The organism is Glaciihabitans arcticus (assembly GCF_004310685.1).
Taxonomy (GTDB): Bacteria; Actinomycetota; Actinomycetes; order Actinomycetales; family Microbacteriaceae; genus Conyzicola; species Conyzicola arctica.
The window spans coordinates 24414-41920 of record NZ_SISG01000001.1 but is presented as its reverse complement, the minus strand read 5'-3'; the positions used below and the strand labels follow the sequence as shown (position 1 = coordinate 41920).

Annotated in this window: 17 protein-coding genes; 8 read left to right on the top strand and 9 right to left on the bottom strand. The window is 68.5% G+C overall.

Annotated features, from left to right (window positions below):
• Nucleotides 1-47 precede the first annotated feature (47 nt).
• Together EYE40_RS00200 and EYE40_RS00195 are read left to right on the top strand one after the other, a co-directional pair.
• Nucleotides 48-995 carry a glycosyltransferase gene (locus EYE40_RS00200; protein WP_240034650.1) on the top strand — a complete coding sequence of 316 codons (948 nt, stop codon included), beginning with the start codon at nucleotides 48-50 and terminating at the stop codon, nucleotides 993-995.
• Nucleotides 996-1020: 25 nt separating this feature from the next.
• A complete protein-coding gene (locus EYE40_RS00195; protein ID WP_130980052.1) occupies nucleotides 1021-2016 on the top strand; it encodes an NAD-dependent epimerase/dehydratase family protein in 996 nt (331 codons plus the stop codon).
• Between the two features lie 32 nt (nucleotides 2017-2048).
• On the opposite strand, the gene EYE40_RS00190 is transcribed toward EYE40_RS00195, so the two are convergent.
• Nucleotides 2049-4058, bottom strand: a complete 2010-nt coding sequence (locus tag EYE40_RS00190) for a trypsin-like serine protease (protein ID WP_130980051.1) — start codon at nucleotides 4056-4058, stop codon at nucleotides 2049-2051.
• Nucleotides 4059-4168: 110 nt separating this feature from the next.
• Between EYE40_RS00190 and rfbB the strand changes: the two genes are divergently transcribed.
• The 3 genes from rfbB to EYE40_RS00175 are packed head-to-tail and all read left to right on the top strand — an operon-like array spanning nucleotide 4169 to nucleotide 7142.
• Nucleotides 4169-5152, top strand: coding sequence for a dTDP-glucose 4,6-dehydratase (gene rfbB, locus EYE40_RS00185; RefSeq protein WP_130980050.1), 984 nt, complete (start codon nucleotides 4169-4171; stop codon nucleotides 5150-5152).
• Complete coding sequence (rfbD, locus tag EYE40_RS00180) at nucleotides 5149-6003, top strand: dTDP-4-dehydrorhamnose reductase (protein WP_130980049.1); 855 nt, start codon at nucleotides 5149-5151, stop codon at nucleotides 6001-6003. The genes rfbB and rfbD overlap by 4 nt, the downstream gene beginning before the upstream one ends.
• Complete coding sequence (locus EYE40_RS00175) at nucleotides 6000-7142, top strand: glycosyltransferase family 4 protein (RefSeq protein ID WP_130980048.1); 1143 nt, start codon at nucleotides 6000-6002, stop codon at nucleotides 7140-7142. Before rfbD ends, EYE40_RS00175 begins: the two co-directional genes overlap by 4 nt.
• Here the strand turns inward: EYE40_RS00175 and EYE40_RS00170 are convergent, their stop codons facing one another.
• The 3 genes from EYE40_RS00170 to EYE40_RS00160 are packed head-to-tail and all read right to left on the bottom strand — an operon-like array spanning nucleotide 7143 to nucleotide 10125.
• The gene (locus tag EYE40_RS00170; RefSeq protein ID WP_130980047.1) at nucleotides 7143-8498 is read right to left on the bottom strand and encodes an LCP family glycopolymer transferase; all 1356 of its coding nucleotides are present in this window, start codon (nucleotides 8496-8498) and stop codon (nucleotides 7143-7145) included.
• Nucleotides 8495-8998 (bottom strand): 5-(carboxyamino)imidazole ribonucleotide mutase, encoded by a 504-nt coding sequence (gene purE, locus EYE40_RS00165; RefSeq protein ID WP_130980046.1) that lies wholly within the window; start codon nucleotides 8996-8998, stop codon nucleotides 8495-8497. The genes EYE40_RS00170 and purE overlap by 4 nt, the downstream gene beginning before the upstream one ends.
• Nucleotides 8999-9006: 8 nt before the next feature.
• Complete coding sequence (locus tag EYE40_RS00160) at nucleotides 9007-10125, bottom strand: 5-(carboxyamino)imidazole ribonucleotide synthase (protein WP_130980045.1); 1119 nt, start codon at nucleotides 10123-10125, stop codon at nucleotides 9007-9009.
• A 109-nt stretch (nucleotides 10126-10234) separates the two neighbouring features.
• Here EYE40_RS00160 and EYE40_RS00155 point away from each other — a divergent pair, with 109 nt between their 5' ends.
• Nucleotides 10235-10747: a GtrA family protein gene (locus tag EYE40_RS00155; protein ID WP_130980044.1), complete on the top strand. Its 513-nt coding sequence runs from the start codon at nucleotides 10235-10237 to the stop codon at nucleotides 10745-10747.
• Here EYE40_RS00155 and EYE40_RS00150 read toward each other — a convergent pair.
• Nucleotides 10671-11207, bottom strand: a complete 537-nt coding sequence (locus EYE40_RS00150; RefSeq protein WP_130980043.1) for a PH domain-containing protein — start codon at nucleotides 11205-11207, stop codon at nucleotides 10671-10673. The two genes, EYE40_RS00155 and EYE40_RS00150, sit on opposite strands and share 77 nt — an antisense overlap.
• Nucleotides 11208-11210: 3 nt before the next feature.
• The gene (locus EYE40_RS00145; RefSeq protein WP_130980042.1) at nucleotides 11211-12014 is read right to left on the bottom strand and encodes a biotin--[acetyl-CoA-carboxylase] ligase; all 804 of its coding nucleotides are present in this window, start codon (nucleotides 12012-12014) and stop codon (nucleotides 11211-11213) included.
• A gap of 76 nt (nucleotides 12015-12090) precedes the next feature.
• Here EYE40_RS00145 and EYE40_RS00140 point away from each other — a divergent pair, with 76 nt between their 5' ends.
• Entirely contained in the window at nucleotides 12091-13686 is a 1596-nt protein-coding gene (locus EYE40_RS00140) for an acyl-CoA carboxylase subunit beta (RefSeq protein ID WP_130980041.1), read from the top strand.
• Nucleotides 13683-13931: an acyl-CoA carboxylase subunit epsilon gene (locus EYE40_RS00135; protein WP_130980040.1), complete on the top strand. Its 249-nt coding sequence runs from the start codon at nucleotides 13683-13685 to the stop codon at nucleotides 13929-13931. The genes EYE40_RS00140 and EYE40_RS00135 overlap by 4 nt, the downstream gene beginning before the upstream one ends.
• Before the next feature lie 561 nt (nucleotides 13932-14492).
• On the opposite strand, the gene EYE40_RS00130 is transcribed toward EYE40_RS00135, so the two are convergent.
• Genes EYE40_RS00130 through EYE40_RS00120 form a run of 3 tightly spaced genes read right to left on the bottom strand, consistent with a single transcriptional unit; the run spans nucleotide 14493 to nucleotide 17489 of the window.
• Nucleotides 14493-15542: a hypothetical protein gene (locus EYE40_RS00130; RefSeq protein ID WP_240034649.1), complete on the bottom strand. Its 1050-nt coding sequence runs from the start codon at nucleotides 15540-15542 to the stop codon at nucleotides 14493-14495.
• The gene (locus tag EYE40_RS00125; protein ID WP_130980039.1) at nucleotides 15539-16795 is read right to left on the bottom strand and encodes a sensor histidine kinase; all 1257 of its coding nucleotides are present in this window, start codon (nucleotides 16793-16795) and stop codon (nucleotides 15539-15541) included. The genes EYE40_RS00130 and EYE40_RS00125 overlap by 4 nt, the downstream gene beginning before the upstream one ends.
• Nucleotides 16785-17489 carry a response regulator transcription factor gene (locus EYE40_RS00120; RefSeq protein WP_130980038.1) on the bottom strand — a complete coding sequence of 235 codons (705 nt, stop codon included), beginning with the start codon at nucleotides 17487-17489 and terminating at the stop codon, nucleotides 16785-16787. Before EYE40_RS00120 ends, EYE40_RS00125 begins: the two co-directional genes overlap by 11 nt.
• Nucleotides 17490-17507: the final 18 nt, after the last annotated feature.

Sequence of the window (17507 nt, the reverse complement as noted above, 5' to 3'; positions counted from 1 at the left end):
CCAGCCCCGCGAGGCCGACTCTCCCGTCGAGATAGAATTGCCCTACCGTGCCTAACTCGACTCCTGCCGCCGCGCCTGCCATCCCGCGGGTCACCGTGCTCCTCGCGACGCACAACGGGGCTCGCTGGATCGACGAGCAGCTCGACACGATCCTCGCCCAGACCGGCGTCGAGGTGAGGGTGATCGCCCTGGACGACGCCTCGACCGACACGACCGTCGCCCTGCTCGAAGCCCGCGCGGCGAGCGACCCGCGCCTCACGATCCTCACCGACCCGACGCCCGCGGGCGGTGCCGCCGCGAACTTCTACCGGCTCCTGCGCCGCGTCGACTTCACCGATGCCGGACTCGTGGCTTTCGCCGATCAGGATGACGTCTGGCTCCCCGGCAAGCTCGCTCGTCACGCCGAGTTGCTCGCGGCCGGCGCCGACGGCGTCTCCTCCGACGTCACCGCGTTCTCCGAGGGCGGGCCGCGCGAGCTGGTACGCAAGAGTTACCCGCAGCGCGAGTTCGACTACCTGCTCGAGAGCCCCGGCCCGGGCTGCACCTTCCTCATGAGTAACCGCCTCGTCACCCTCGCGCAGCAGCAGCTCGCCGATCCCGAGTCTGATGCCAGCCGCGCCGACTTCCACGACTGGCTGCTCTACGTGCTGTGCCGCGCGCGCGGGTGGAACTGGGTCATCGACGACGCGCCCTCGGTGGACTACCGCCAGCACGGCAGCAACGCGATGGGCGCCAACCTCGGCGCCGCCTCCGCGAAGCGCCGGCTGGGCCTGATCGGCAACCGGTGGCACCGCGGCGAGGCGACACTGCTCGCCCGCGCGGGTCTGGCAGTCGCGAGCGACAGCACTCGCCCCGGCCTCGAGCGCATGCTCGATCTCTTTGAGCGAACCGGCCCATCCGGTCGGGTCGCTCTGCTCGGTGTCGCCGGCCAGCTGCGCAGGCGCAGCCGCGACCGGGCGATAATTGGAACACTGGTTGCATTGGGCATCTGGTGAGTCGGCGGAAGCAGCGGAGTACCCCATGAGAGTCCTCGTTATCGGTGGGAGCGGATTCATCGGCTCACGCCTCATCGAAGCCCTGCTCGAGCGCGGCAACGAGGTCACCAACTTCGACCGCGCCGTATCCGAGAAGCCCCGCGTCACGTGCATCGAGGGTGATGTGCGCTCCGTCGACGAGCTCATCGCCGCGAGCGCCGACCATGACGCAATCGTCAACCTCGCCGCCGAACACCGGGATGACGTGCAGCCGCTTTCCCGCTACACCGAGGTCAACGTCGACGGTGCGTCAGCCGTGGTCGCAGCAGCGGTCGCCAACGGCATCACCCGGATCGTGTTCACGAGCTCGGTGGCCGTCTACGGTCTCGACAAGGTGAACCCCGACGAGACCTGGGAGCCGGAGCCGTTCAACGAGTACGGCCGCACCAAGCTCGCCGCCGAGCAGATCTTCGGCGCCTGGGCCGCGGAGGATCCCGAGCGCTCGCTCGCGATCATCCGCCCGTCCGTCGTATTCGGTGAGGGCAATCGCGGCAACGTGCACACCCTCGCCGCGCAGGTCGCCTCCGGGCGGTTCCTGCAGGTCGGCAAGGGCGACAACCGCAAGTCGATGTCCTACGTCGGCAACATCGTCGAGTTCCTCGCCGACCGCCTGAACGCTCCCGCGGGTGTGCACCTCACCAACTTCGCCGACAAGCCGGACCTCAGCACCAAGGAGCTCGTCGCCCTATTGCGCGAGACCCTCGGACGTACCCAGGGTTCGCGCATCGTGCTGCCGCTTCCGGTCGGTGTCTTCGCCGGGCACGTCTTCGACCTTGCCGGCAAGGTCACCCGCCGCACCTTCCCGATCAGCGCGATCCGCATGCGCAAGTTCGCGGCGGAGACGACGGTCAGCACCGAGCGCCTCGCGGCAACCGGCTTCACCCCGCGCTACTCCCTCAAGGAGTCTCTCGTGCGCACCCTGGCCGCGGAGTTCCCGCAGCTCGCCTCGTCGACGCACCCGCTCGCGCACGACAAGCAGTGACGCACCCGCTCGCGCACGACAAGAACTGATAGCTAGCGGCGCAGCGGCTCGATCCTCGGGTCGCGTTCGATTCCGAGCATGAACACAAAGCTCCGGATGACGACCGGCGTCGCAGCGGTTCCGACGACCGCGGTCGGGGTAACGACGGCCGGCGCGCTCGGCGCCTGGGGTGCCTTCACGGCGGGGGCGACCGGTGCGGCGGTGTCGGGCTCCGGCGTGACGACCCCGTTGGCCGCGTAGACCTGCGTAGCACTCGCGAGGCTGAACGGCGCGCCCAGGGCGGCGGACAGCGTCACGGCGTCGAGTTGCGGCCGCGCCATCCTCACCACTGTCGGGGCAAGGGAGTAGAGCCGCTTGACGAGAGCGTCGGTGACGGCTGTCGCGTCGCCCGCGATGACGATGCGCTCCGGGGCGAGCCGCAGGATCTCGGATGCCACGACTCCCGGCAGCGCGTCGGCGGGTGTCAGCAGCACGGGTCCGCCCGAGCGGGACGCGGCGGAGATCGCGGCGAGAGTGTCAGCCGTCGATGCGTTAGTGGTCAGGTAGACGACGGGCGCGGTGCCGAAATCGGACTGCGACAGGGCGACGGCGCCCGGAATCGGCGAATCACTCTCGAGCACCGCGTACAGCGGAGGCGCCTCGACGGTGACCGCTACTGGAGCGCTCAGCGCGCCCTTCGACCACGATCCGAAGCCGCCGCGTGCCCGAACCGTGTGGTCGCCCGGGCTGATGCCGCGGATGCGCACGCTCCAGGATCCGTCGGGGCCGACCGCGCCGGTGTAGGCGGTGGTTCCGCCGTCGACGAACAGGGCGACGTTGTGGCGGATGTTGCCGTTCGCCAGGGTGCCGCTGATCACGCCGTCGTATTCGACGCTCGTGGCGGGAGTGACCTGCGCGCTGCCGACGGCGACGCCGATCTCGAACTTCGACCCGAACTGGCGCTGCGCGGACGCCGCGCCGGCCTTGACCGAGTCGAGCGGGAAGAAGCCGGCGATGTCGCCGTCGGTGTTCTGCGGCGTCCACGGGTCGCCGCAGTGCACCGCGGACCCCCACGAATTGATGCCGATAGCTGCGTTGCCCATCAGCGCCGGTCCGCCGCTGTCGCCGCCCAGCATGCAGGCGTTGGTGACGATGCTGTTGATCTTGCCGGTCACGCCGCCGACGGACTGCGCGTAGTCGACCTCGAGGATCTCGCCACAGGTCCAGCCGGTGGTCGCCCCCGACTTGCAGACCGTCGCGCCCTTGATGGCGGGAACCCGGTCGAGGATCGCGGCCGACCCGCTGCTCTCACCCCAGGTCTCGAACTCGGGCAGCGGCGTGAACGCACTCGAGACGGTCATCACGCCGGCGTCGTAGCCGTTGCCGAGGCGGAAGGTCCCGGCCACGGTCTTGCCGATGTTCTTCGTCGTGAAGCTGAAGCCCGAGCCGGGCGCGGACTGGTCGAGGAAGGTGTAGTAGCCGCTGCGGTGACTGCCGTCGTTCTGGCAGTGTCCGGCGGTCGAGAGCTGGCGCGCCCCCGTCGCGACCGCATAGCCGGTGAAGCCGATCGAGCAGCGGTACATGCCCGCGCCCGACTGGTAGTAGAAAGCCTGTCCGCCGCGCAGCTCCGGCCCAGCCTTGAGCTCGATGTCCGGCACATCGAAGTCGAGCGTCGACGGGGCGCCGAGATCCGCTGTCGCGCCGGTCGCGGCCACGGCTGAGGCGTCTGCCGCCGTCGCGACGTTGACCACGAGGGTCGCGTCATCCAGTCTCGAACCGAGAACAGTGACGCCGTCGGACTCCAGCGACTCGAGAACGGCCGCCGCGTCGATGCCGGCCTGGGCCTGGGCGAGGTACTCGGCACCGGAGATTCCGGGGTTGTCGGCGAGCGCCTCGACGAGCTCGTCGGGGAGTGCTGCGGCCTCGGCGCGGAACTCGGAGGCAGGGTAGTCCGCCATGACGGGCGCCGCGTCATCCGCCATCGCCACGGCGGGCAGGCAGAGCGAGCCGAGCGCGAGCGCGCCCACGGCGAAGGTGCCGACGAGCCCCCTGAAAACCGACACGGTGCCCCCCGGCGCTGTCGTTTCGGGCACCCCACGCGCCCGTTCTGATCATTATGCGTGTGCCCGGCCGCACGCGCCAGTCCCCCGAACGGCCCCGATAGACTCGTGCGGTGAAGATATTGGTCACCGGCGGCGCCGGATTCATCGGGTCCAACTTCGTGCGACGCACGCTCGAAGACGCGTATCCGGGCCTCGAGGGCGCCGAGGTGGTGGTGCTCGACGCACTCACCTACTCCGGAAACCTCGAGAATCTCGCCTCGGTTGCCGACTCCCCCCGCTACCGGTTCGTGCAGGGCGACATCCGCGACGAGGTCATGCTCGACGCGTTGCTGCCCACCGTTGACGCGGTCGTTCACTTCGCCGCGGAGTCGCACGTCGACCGTTCCGTGCGCGACGCGAGCATCTTCGTCGAGACCAATGTGCTCGGCACGCAGAAGCTGCTGGATGCCGCCCTCCGCAGCAACCTCAAGCGTTTTGTGCACGTCTCCACCGACGAGGTATACGGCTCGATCGCCGAGGGCAGCTGGGATGAACAGCGTCCGCTCGAGCCGAACTCGCCGTACTCCGCGTCGAAGGCCGGCAGCGACCTGCTCGCGCGCAGCTACTTCCGCACCCACGGCCTCAACGTGTCGATCACCCGCTGCTCGAACAACTACGGCCCCTTCCACTTCCCCGAGAAGGTCATCCCGCTGTTCGTCACGAACCTGATCGACGACAAGCACGTTCCCCTCTACGGCGAGGGAAACAACATCCGCGACTGGTTGCACGTCGACGACCACACCCGTGGCATCGCGATGGTACTGGTCGGCGGTCGGGCCGGGGAGATCTACAACATCGGCGGCGGAACCGAGCTCACCAACAAGGAGCTCACCGAGATGCTGCTCGAGGCGACCGGCAAGGACTGGTCGTACGTCGACCGCGTCGCCGACCGCCTCGGCCACGACCTGCGCTACAGCGTCGACATCTCCAAGATCCGGGCCGAGCTGGGCTACGAGCCGCAGGTGCCCTTCGCCCAGGGCCTCGCCGACGTGGTGCAGTGGTATCGCGACAACCGCGAGTGGTGGGAACCGCTGAAGGACCGCGCCGCGCTGTGACCCGCTACCTGATCACCGGCGCAGCCGGAATGCTGGGCACCGACCTGGTCGCGGCCCTTGATGGTCGTGAGGTCACCGCGCTCACCCGCGCCGACCTCGACGTGACCGACTCCGCCGCTGTCGCCGTTGCCGTCGCGGGTCACGACGTGATCCTCAACGCTTCCGCCTACACGCGCGTCGATGATGCCGAGACGGATGAACCCGCCGCAACCCTCGTGAACGCGACGGGTGCCGGCGTGCTCGCGACGGCAGCCGCGGCCATCGGCGCGACGCTCGTGCAGTACTCGACCGACTACGTCTTCGACGGCACGGCCTCGGAGCCCTACGCCGAGGATCACCCGCTGGCCCCCGTCTCCGCGTACGGGCGCGGCAAGGCCGAAGGCGAGCGACTCGTGCGCGAGGCGAACGGTGCGCGCAGTCACGTCATCCGCACCGCCTGGCTCTATGGAGCAGGGGGCGGCAACTTCGCGAAGACCATCCTGCGCCTCGCCACCGAGCGCGAAACACTGTCGGTCGTGGCCGACCAGGTCGGGCAGCCGACCTTCACCCGCGACCTCGCCGAGCAGACCGTGCGCCTGCTCGACTCGGGCGTGCCGAACGGAACCTGGCACGGCACCAACGCCGGACAGGCGAGCTGGTTCGACTTCGCGCGCGCCATCTTCGAGCGCGCCGGGCTCGATCCCGAGCGCGTCACACCCACAGACAGCTCGCAGTTCACGCGCCCGGCCCCGAGACCCGCGTACTCTGTGCTCGGGCACAACGCCTGGACGGCCGCCGGACTTACCCCCATGCGCGACTGGCGTTCCGCCCTGGACGCCGCCTTCGCCTCAGGAGCTTTGGGAGCACCATGACAACCCTGCGCATCATTCTCGACGACATGCTCGCGCCGGTGCCGAACGGCATCTCGCGCTACACCGAGGAACTCGCCCGCGCCCTCATCGTGCACGCTCCCCTGAACTGCACGGTCGAGGGCATCGTCGCAGCGTCGACCGAGCCCGAGTACAACGTCATCGGCGACCGGCTCCCGGGGCTCAAGGGTCTGTACAAGTCGAGCCTCGCCCGTCGCGAGCTCGTGACGGCCTGGCAGCACGGCTTCACACGGGTTCCCGGCGGCGGAATGATCCACGCTCCGAGCCTGCTCGCCCCACTCTCCCGTCACGACCGCCTGCACGACGGCCACCAGATCGCGGTCACCATCCACGACGTCGTGGCCTGGACGCACCCCGACTCGCTGCCCGCCCGCCGCGTCGCCTGGCACAAGGCCATGGCACAACGTGCCTTCAAGTACGCCGACGCCGTTGTGGTTCCGACCCACGCCGTCGCCGTGCAGCTGAGCGAGATCCACGACTTCGGCGATCGCCTCCGCGTTGTCGGCGGGGCCGTCGGTTCCCGCCTCACCGTGCAGCCCGATGCGGATGCCCGTGCCGCCCGCCTGGGCCTCCCCGACCGCTACCTGCTCACCATCGGCGGGCTCGAGTCACGCCGCGGAATCGACCAGCTGCTCGCGGCCCTCGCGCTGCCCGGAGCCACTGACCTTCCGCTGCTCGTGGTCGGACCCGACTCCGAGGCGGAAGAGGGCGATGGCTCCGTCTCCGCGGCCGCCGCCGAGGCCGGTCTGCCCGAGGGACGCGTGCGCGCTCTCGGCGCCCTGAGCGACGAGGACCTCTCCGTGGTCCTCGACCGCGCGGTGATGCTCGTCTTCCCGACGCTCGCTGAGGGCTTCGGCCTGCCGATGCTCGAGGCGTTCCACTTCGGCACTCCCGTTGTGCACTCGGACGCACCCGCGCTCGTCGAGGTCGCGGGCGAAGCAGGCTACGGAGTCGAGCTCGAGGGCGACGGCTACCCGCAGCGCCTGCTCGACGCGATCAACCACGTCGCGCACGACCACGACCTGCAGCAGCGCCTCGGCACCTACGGTCGTGATCGCGCCGGTCTCTTCACCTGGCAGGCCGCCGCCGAGAAGGTCTGGCAGCTGCACGCCGACCTGTAGTTACTGGGGGTCGGGCGTTGGCGTCGAGCTGCTGAGCGCATCCTGCACCATCTGGTGGATCGACACGAAATCGGGGTGGATGACGTTCACCCCCGCCTCCGGAACCAGGTTGAGTGACGTGATCGGCTGCGACTTGGCCTTGCCCGCGAGCTCGACGAAATAGGGCAGCATTCCCTGCGGGATGTCGGTGGACGCGGCCTCGGATGACGCCTGCGCCACCGCCTGGAACTTGGCGAGGATCGTCGCGGGCTCCGCCTGCGCGAGGATCGCCTCCTGCACCTGGCGCTGGCGCTGCATGCGGTCGTAGTCGGTGAACCCGTGGCGGGCTCGCGCGTACCAGAGCGCCGAGTAGCCGCTCAGGTGCACCTCGCCCTTGGGAATCCAGTCGACGGGCGGTGCCTCAGGTTCATCCGAACCGTCGCTGCCGCCGATCGGGTAGCGGTTGGGCGAGACGACGTCGATGCCACCCAGAGCATCGATCAGGTTCTTGAAGCCGGCCATGTCGATGAGCACGTAGTACTGCAATTCCAGCCCGGTCACCGATTCCGCTGCATCCCGCATCGCCTCGATGCCCGCGTGACTGCTGTTGTCGAGCGCGTCCGGGTAGAGGTCGGCGTGCTCCTCGCCGTAGGTGTACAGGTAGCTCACGAGGCATTCGGGGCCGCAGTCATAGCCGGTTGGAAAGACCTCGTGCATCGGCGAATCCTCGGCGAAGGTCACGCGCTGGAGGTTGCGTGGGATGCCGATCATGGTCGCCGCACCCGAGGCCGCGTCGATGCTCATGATGGAGATGCTGTCGGGGCGCAGGCCCATGCGGTCCTCGCCTGCATCGCCACCGAGCACGAGAATGTTGTAGCGCCCCTCTACCGGTGGTGCGATGGTGGTCCCCGAAAACACGTCGCCTAAAAGGCCTCGAGCCGTTCCGGTCACCACGACGCCATAGCCTGCGGAACTGACGAGGCCCACCAGCACAAGGGCCGCGATGCCCGCGATGAAGCCGCGAGCCACCGGAGCGGTGCGCACCAGACGCACGAGGCGCAGCGTATCCAGGGTGAGCACGACCCACAGCACCCCGTAGAAGAGGAGCACGACCTGCGCGACGGTGAGGGCGATCGAGTTCGTGGCGATCGTGAGCACAACGAATCGAGCCGCGAACCAGAGGATCACCGCGACCAGCAGCACAGCCCACAGGGTGAAGGTCGCGCCGACCGCGAAGCGTCCGAGCCGGCGGTTGCCCGCGAGCAGCTGCGCAGAGCCGGGGATCAGGAAGTTGAGGACGACAAGCCACCAGCCGCGACGGGTCATCCCCTCGCGTGAGCTCGTGTCCGGAAACCGGACCGGATTCGTCGTCGTCACAGGCTCTTCTGCAGCGCCGCGTTCTTGTCGGCAACCATCTGCTCGAGGCTCCTCGCGTACGTCGAGAGCGCGTCGGCGAGCGCGTTGTCGCTGGTGGAGAGGATGCGCGCGGCGAGCAGGCCCGCGTTGCGTGCACCGTTGATCGACACGGTGGCGACCGGAACGCCCGCCGGCATCTGCACGATCGAGAGCAGGGAGTCGAGGCCGTCCAGCCTCGCGAGGGCGACGGGCACGCCGATCACGGGCAGGGTGGTCACCGACGCGAGCATGCCCGGCAGGTGCGCGGCACCGCCCGCTCCGGCGATGATGACCCGGATGCCCCGGGCCGCAGCCTCACGTCCGAACGCGATCATCCGCTCGGGTGTGCGATGGGCGGAAACGACCTCGACTTCGTGGCCGATACCGAACTCGGTGAGGGCCGCGGCGGCGTCCGCCATCACGCTCCAATCGGAGTCGGATCCCATTACAACGGCGACGAGGGGGCTAGGCACGGTGACCATGGTACGTCTCAGTCCTCGAAAAAAGCTGCCGCGGCACGCGCGCGGTACACCACCTCGTCGAGGTCGTCACCGCCTGCCGTGACGTGGCCGACCTTGCGCCCGGGGCGGGGTGCCTTGCCGTAGTTGTGGAACTTGACGGTCGGCTGCGACTCCATCGCCATGGCGGTCTGCTGGGCGAGGAGCTCGGCGGGTGGGCCACCCAAAATGTTGACCATTACGCTCCACGGCTCCCGGCTTCCGGTAGCGCCAAGCGGAAGGTCGAGCACGGCCCGGAGGTGCTGCTCGAACTGGCTGGTTGTCGAACCATCGAGCGAGAAGTGACCGGTGTTGTGCGGACGCATGGCCAGTTCGTTGATGAGGAGCCGGTCATCCGTCGTCTCAAAGAGTTCAACCGCGAGCACACCCGTCACGCCGAGGGACTCGGCCACGGTGGTCGCGATATCGGCTGCGACGTCGGCGATACGGCCGGCGGAGTTCGGGGCCGGAGCGATGACCTCTGCGCACACGCCGTCGCGCTGCACGGTCTCGACGACCGGCCAGAGCGCGATCTCGCCCGACGGGCGGCGGGCGACGAGCTGCGCGAGCTCGCGACGGAACTCGACGAGCTCCTCCACAAGAAGCGGGTCACCGGCGGCGAACCAGTCGGCGGCCTCGCTCGCGGCGCGCACAACGCGAACGCCCTTGCCGTCGTAGCCGCCGCGGGGCGTCTTGAGCACACCCATGCCGCCATGCTCGGCGAGGAAGGCGGCGAGCTCCGACTCATCGGCGACGCGGGCCCAATCGGGCACCGGAAGGCCGAGAGCGCTCAGCTTCTCGCGCATCAGCAGCTTGTCCTGGGCGTAGAGGAGGGCATCAGGGCCGGGATGCACCCGCACGCCCGCGCCCACGAGCGCTTTGAGGATCGGCTGCGGCACGTGCTCGTGGTCGAAGGTCACCACGTCGACCCCCTGCGCAAAACGAAGGACATCAGCCTCAGAATCGGCCCGACCGAGCATTGAAACGGCTAAATCGGCTGATTCTCCTTCGTTTTCGGCGAGCACACGGATGTCGATGCCGAGGTTGACGGCGGCGGGGATCATCATGCGGGCGAGCTGGCCGCCACCGATAACTCCGACAGTGAAGGTCATCTGCTGCCTTTCGGGCGGGCCGAGCGGCACTCAGCGAAGGGTCTGGTTGCGGCGATTAGACTGCCAACCGCTACAAACCCCTATTCTCGCCTATCGACCGGACGGATGCATGCGCGCACTGCTGGCCCAGCTCACCCGTTTTGGTCTTGTCGGCCTCGTGGGGCTCGTCATCGACGTCTCGGTGTTCAACGCGCTCGTGCTGACCGTGCTGAGCGCCGACACCCTGCACGAGGGACCGCTCGTCGCGAAGATCATCTCCACGAGCCTCGCCATCGTCGCCAACTGGTTGGGCAACCGGCACTGGACGTTCGCGAGCGTCGGCCGCCGCCACTGGCTGCGCGAGGGAATCGAGTTCGCCGTGGTGAGTGTCGGCGGCATGCTCATCAGCCTCGGCTGCCTGTGGGTCTCGCACTACGCCCTCGGCTTCACCTCGGTGCTCGCCGACAACATCGCGACCAACGTCATCGGCCTGGGTCTCGGCACGGCGTTCCGCTTCACGCTCTACCGGCTGTGGGTCTTCAGCGCCCTTCGCGGAAGCGAGAGGGTCAGCGTTCGCCCCATCGGGTGGTCTCGTCCCGCTGGATCGACTGCTCCTGCTGCCGACGTGCAGCAACAGGGTTGATACTCGCCTCCATCAGGTCGTGCAGCGCCGACTGGACGAGATCGGCGTCGGGCACATCGCGCAGCACAACCGGGTGGTCGAGCCCCGTGTTGATCTCCACGTCGCCGCTGCGGAACATGCTCTGCAGGGCGTTCTTGCGCACCGTGACGTCGTAGCCGCGACTGTGCAGCAGCTCCTGCCGCACGCGCAGGAAGAACCCGCTGCGCAACACAATCCGACGGGTGGTGATCGTGTAGTGGCGGCCGAGCCAGCTGAGCAGCGGCAGCATCCAGAACAGCAGCAGCGCGAGCACCGCAGCACCCAGGACCGCGAGATTCGCCCACAGCTCGGCGAAGCTGCCGAAGAAATAGAAGAAGGCACCGACGATGGCGAACAGGGCGAGGCTCGGCCAGGTCAGGGCGCGGGCGTGCGGGCGCAGCCGCGCGACGACCACCTCCGGAACCCTCGCCTCAGTCGACATGCCTCATTCATACCGCACATGCGTCACGTCACCGGCGGCGACAGCCGAGGAGTGGCCATCCCGTGACCCGCGTACGACGAGGCGCCCCGCGCGATCGATGCTGGTCGCGGTGCCGCGGAGCTCGTCACCCCCGGGGAGGTGCACAAGCACCTCCTTCCCGAGAGTGGTGCAGCGCTCGGTGAGCAGTTCGAGCAGGCCACTGCCCTCTGCGTCCGCCCCGAGGCGCACAAAACCCGTGTAGAGCGAGCGGAGTTCGTCGAGGTAGCGGGAGAGCGCGGCATCCACCAGCTCATCGCCGGAGAGGGTGGCACCGGAGAGGGCGAGCGAGGTCGCGGTCGGGATCGGCAGCTGCTCACGCGTCATCGACACGTTGAGCCCGGCGCCGATGACCACGGCGTCGGCGGTCGGCAGTAATTCGGCGAGGATCCCGCACACCTTCGCGCCGTTCACCTGCACGTCGTTGGGCCACTTCAGGCCGACCCGCTCCTCCCCCTGTGGCAGAAGGGATGCAACGGCGCGCGCCATCGCGAGCCCCGAGATCAGCGGGAGCCAGCCGTAGTGCTCGAGCGCGAGGGGTTCGCCATGGGGAAGCACGGGGCGCAGGAGGACCGAGACCGCGAGGGCTGCACCGGGCGGTGCGATCCACTCCCGGCCGAGGCGGCCTCGCCCCGCGGTCTGGTTGTCGGTCACGACGACGGAGAATTCGGGCAGGTCCGCCGCACGGCCCACGAGCTCGTCGTTGGTCGATCCCGCGACGGGCAGGATCTCGAGGGCTGTCGCCGAGGCGAGGCTGCGCGGAAGCTCCATCCTGCAAGGCTAGGGCCACATTCCTGTAGATATCCGCCAACGGACCGGCCCGTGAGTCGGCCAGTAGAGTGAAGCCGTGACCGCAGACAACACTCCCCCCATCTCCACGACCGCCGGCAAGCTCGCCGATCTCAAGGTCCGCTACCACGAGGCCGTGACCGCGAGCGGCGAGGCTGCGATCGAGAAGCAGCACTCCAAGGGCAAGAAGACGGCGCGCGAGCGCATCAACGAGTTGCTCGACCACGGCTCCTTCGTCGAGCTCGACGAGTTCGTGCGCCACCGCACCCACGCCTTCGGCATGGAGAACAAGCGGCCCTACGGCGACGCGGTCGTCACAGGTCTCGGCACGATCCACGGCCGCCAGGTAGCTGTCTACAGTCAGGACTTCACCATCTTCGGCGGATCGCTCGGCGAGGTCGCCGGCGAGAAGATCATCAAGGTCATGGACCACGCCATCAAGACGGGTGTGCCGATCATCGGCATGCTCGACTCGGGCGGCGCGCGCATCCAGGAGGGTGTGGTCGCCCTCGGCAAGTACGGCGAGATCTTCCGTCGCAACACGCAGGCCTCGGGCGTCATCCCGCAGATATCGATCATCATGGGCCCGGCCGCGGGTGGCGCGGTCTATTCGCCCGCTCTCACCGACTTCGTGATCATGGTCGACAAGACGAGCCAGATGTTCGTGACCGGCCCCGACGTCATCAAGACGGTCACCGGCGAGGACGTCGGCATGGAGGAACTCGGCGGCGCCCTCACCCACAACAAGATCTCCGGCGTTGCGCACTACCTCGCGAGCGACGAGGATGACGCCCTGGACTACGCGCGCTCCCTCATCAGCTTCCTGCCCGACAACAACCTCGCCGAGCACCCGGTCTACGAGAGCGTCGTCGAACTCGAGGTCACCGATGAGGACCGCAAGCTGAACACGATCATCCCCGACTCCCCCAACCAGCCGTACGACGTCAAGACGATCATCGAGCACATCGTCGACAACGGCGACTTCCTCGAGACGCAGCCGCTGTTCGCGCCCAACATCGTGGTCGGCTTCGGTCGCGTCGAGGGCCGCTCGGTCGGCATCGTCGCGAACCAGCCGAACGCCATGGCCGGAACGCTCAACATCGAAGCCGGCGAGAAGGCCGCCCGTTTCGTGCGCTTCTGCGACGCGTTCTCGATCCCGATCCTCACCCTCGTCGACGTGCCCGGCTACCTGCCCGGCACCGACCAGGAGTGGACCGGCGTCATCCGTCGCGGCGCGAAGCTGCTCTACGCCTACGCGGAGGCCACCGTGCCGCTCGTGACGGTCATCACCCGCAAGGCCTACGGCGGCGCGTACATCGTGATGGGGTCGAAGCAGCTCGGCGCCGACCTCAACTACGCCTGGCCGACCGCGGAGATCGCGGTCATGGGTGGCCAGGGCGCCGTCAACATCCTCTACCGCAACGAGATCAAGGCGGCCGAGGTCGCCGGCGAGGACGTCGCCGCGGTGCGCACCCGCCTCGCGAACGAGTACACCTATAACGTCGCCTCGCCGTTCCTCGCTGCCGAGCGCGGAGAGCTCGACGGTGTCATCGAGCCCGCGGCCACCCGCGTCGCCGTCATCAAGGCGCTGCGGGCGCTGCGCACCAAGCGCGCGACGCTGCCGCCCAAGAAGCACGGGAACATTCCGCTGTGACCCGGCCTGCAGATCATGAAGCAGCTCCGGATGCCGCGGCTCCCGAGTTCCGCATCGTCGCGGGCAACCCGACTCCCGCCGAGCTTGCCGCGGTGACGGCCGTTCTGACCGGGGTGCTCGACGAGCTCTCCGCGGAGCAGGGACGCCTCGCCCACACCGGGCCGAGCGCGTGGGCGATCTCGCAGCGACCGATCCGTTCCACGATCGCGCCCGGACAGGGCGCCTGGCGCAGTTTTTCGGCCTGAACAACGAAATCCGAAGCGACATCTGTTGTTTACGTGCAGACCCGTTGGGGTAGACGGACCATCCGCACCGACTTGGACGGTTTGTACCCCGGAATCAGCGGCCGTGTGGCGCGGGATTCCAATGAATTGCTGGGTTTTTTGACCCCGATGACCCCTTTTGTCCCCCTACTGTCCCCCTAAATGACGACTGTGGAGGGGGTTCCGACGTAGCACTATAGATCTTGCTAGGTGTCTCTCGTAAGAGTTACATCACCAGTTATTAGCCGACTAGGGTAAGCGGGCTAATAATTTGGGGGCGAGTCAGGGCGATATTCGGGTTATCGCCCTGACTCGGATCTTCGCGAAAGGCCGGAACATCGTTCCGGCCTTTTTGCGTTAAACGCATGCCGTGCCCGTGACCTCCCGGGCCGCGCTTCTCTAGGCACGTCGCGAGCGTGTCACGTACAGCGGATCGATCCCGCTCGCGGCTTCCCCCCGGACGCTCCGACCCACGCCCACGCTGGCGCACACATGATTCCCAGAACGTATTCGGTGACCCCGACCGGTCGGATTGGTCGAATCTCAGGAATTCTCGGTACGGGCGATCTCGAGCCAGAGGTCAACCTCGTCGTCCTCGTGGGCCTCGTGCCCGAGGCCGTCGGTCTCGGCGTCCGCTGCGGGGTCGGAGACACTCCGCAGGCCCACGACCGTGACGGCGGTCTCCGAGCTCTCGGAGGCCGTGCGCACGATGAGAGTGTCAGCCTCGGTCGAACGCACCGCAGCCGCGACACGGGTGTGCACGCGCTCGAGCTCGCGATCGGAGAGGTCGTCGAGGCCGCCCTCGTCGAGGAGGGTGACCGTTGCACCGCGGCGGCGCGCGAGGCGGACCGCCTCGCGCACGTCGTCGCTCAGGAGCTTTCGGCCGCGAATCTCATCCCGAATCGCACCCTCGAGAAAAAGGCACTCGAGGCGTTCGGGGGCATTGAGCTCGCCACCGCTCTCCTCGATGCGGCGCAACATCGGCAGGGCACTCGAGCTGGTTTGCCCGAGACGGAACTGCCGCTCGAAGACGTGGGCCTCCTGCGCGGCCTGCCAGTCGGTCGCCTCGCGCTCGGCGAGAGCGAAGCGCTGGGCGTCCTTCGTCGCCTTGGCCATGCCCCGACTGAGCACGTGGGAGACGGCGACCCAGGAGACGCTGCCGATGACACCGAGGGTGCCGAGCGAAGCGGGCCCGGCCCAGGCGAGACTCTGCAGCACGAGGAACGCTATGCCGATCCAGGCGAACAGGTGGCGGCGCCTCGTCGAGGTGATCGTCATGATCGTGCCCATGGCGGCGACGTACCAGGTCGCGTAGCCGTTGCCGCCCACACGCTCGGGGTCGAGTTCCTGGGTCACCAGCAGCGGGACGGCGACAACGACGGCCACGTTGAAGGCGGCCAGCCAGATCGGCATGCGGAACGTGCGGCCCGGCAGCAGGCTCAGCACGGTCGCCACGAGGTAGAGGCCCATGGCGACGAGGATCGGGTACGGCGAGCGCGGGATGCCGAGCGCGTAGATGCCGAGGATCACGTGATAGAGCGAGAAGAGTGCCGCCATGCCGACGATCAGCTGGCGGGGCACCCCGATCCTCACGGCTCGTCCTCGATGAGCGGCGGGGCGGGATCGTTGCGCGGCCAGCGGATGGTGACCACCGTGCCCTCGTTCGCGACGGAGTCGATCTCGGCGACGCCGCCCGCGTTCGCGACCCGCTCGAGGATCGACACGCGCACGCCGAGACGCTCGGTCGGCACGTCGATGAGCGAGAAGCCCGCGCCGGTGTCACCGACCTCGATCTCGATGCCGTGCGGTGTTCCGCCACGGATCGTCACCCAGCGGCGCACCGAGGGCGCGCCACCGGCGTGCTGGATGCTGTTGAGCATCGCTTGCACCGATGCCGCGTAGAGCGCCTCAGCGGCGAGCACGGGCATCGTCCACGCCGCGAGGGAGCGCGTGCGCACCTCGAACGGGGCGGCCATCGTCGCGGCGACCTCGGTGATGCGGGTCGAGACCGCGCTGATCCGTACCGTGCTGCCGTCATCGGGGCTCACGAGCGCGGCCTCGCGCAGGTGGCCGATCGCATTGCCCGCCATCCGCGCCGCGAGCGCCTTCGACTCGGGGGTGAACGCGCGGGCCGCGGAAAGCAGGGTCGTGAGCACGCTGTCGTGCACGATGGAGTCGACCTGCACGCGCTCGACCTCCGTGGCGTGCTGGCGCACGGCGTGCGAGTAGCGGTCGAGCGCTGCCGCCTGGGCCGAGTCGACCGCGGCAGCCGCGGCGCGCAGCATGGTGATGATCACGATGATGGCACCGCCCAGGATCATCGCGTAGATCGCATCCAGCACCGACTGCTCCCAAGAGCCGTAGCCGCCGGCCGCGGACATCCTGAACACCCCGTAGAGCGTCGGAACCACAAACAGATAGACGGTCGCGAGACGGGCCGGCAACCCGATCGCTGCGGTCGCCGTAGCGACGGTCAACAGGTAGTACAGCCAGTGGCGACCGAGCGGGTCAGGGGTCGGGTCGGTGACCGCGAGCGGCCAGGTGCACAGCCCGACGAGGTAGATGATCGCGACGCTCGCGTGGGCGATGCGCACCCCGCGACCGAGCATGGAGAGCGAGAGTGCCACGAAGATACTGCCGAACACGGCCGAGGCGATCGCCACGAGCCACACCGGATGCGCGTTATGCGACTGTTCCACGAACTGCGGGAAGGTCTGCAGAACGAAGACCACACCGAAAGCCGCGACCGAGCGCGAGATAACGGCCTCGACCTGGGTGCGGCTGATGGGCGTGCGCTGCGGCTTGCCCGAGGGGAGGCCGCGGAGGGCTGGCGCCCTAGTCGCCATCTCCGCCATCCGGGTCGAGCCCAGGCAGGATCCCGTCCTCGACGGCACGACGGAGCAGGTCGACCTTGGTCGGCGCGGGGCGACCGACCTCGACGTACTTCACCCGGATGCGGTCGAGGTATTCGCGGGCCGTCGAGTAGCCGATGCCGAGCTGCTGGGCTGCGAGCTTGAGCGGCAGACCCGAGGCGTACAGGTGCAGGATCTCCCGCTCGCGTCGACCCAGCTGCGCTTTGGCGAAGTCGCGGTCGGCATCGATCGCGGTCGCCCACTCGAGGTTATTGAGCACTTCGCCGCGTGCGACGCTCGCCGCAGCGGCGATCACGGTGCGGGTGGCGGACGACTTGGGGATCACGCCCGCTGCTCCGGCGGCGAGCGCCTCGCGCACGCTGGCGACCCGGTCGGCGATGCTGTGCACGAGTACTGCCGAGCCCATGGCCTGCACGCGTTTGACGTTGTCGGTGACGCTCGAACCGTCGCCGAGCGACAGGTCGAGTACAACAACGTCGCACTCGCGGCCGGCGAGGCCCTCGACGAGCTCCTGCACGTTCGCGGCGGCGAGGAGGAAGCTGTACCCCTCCTCGAGGAAGGCCGCCTTGAGTCCGAGTCGAACCGACTCGTGGTCATCGACGACCGCTACGCGCACCGTAGCCGCTGAGACTGCGCCCTGGGGCGTCGGGACTTCCAGCTGCACCATCCACCAACTCTCCTCCGG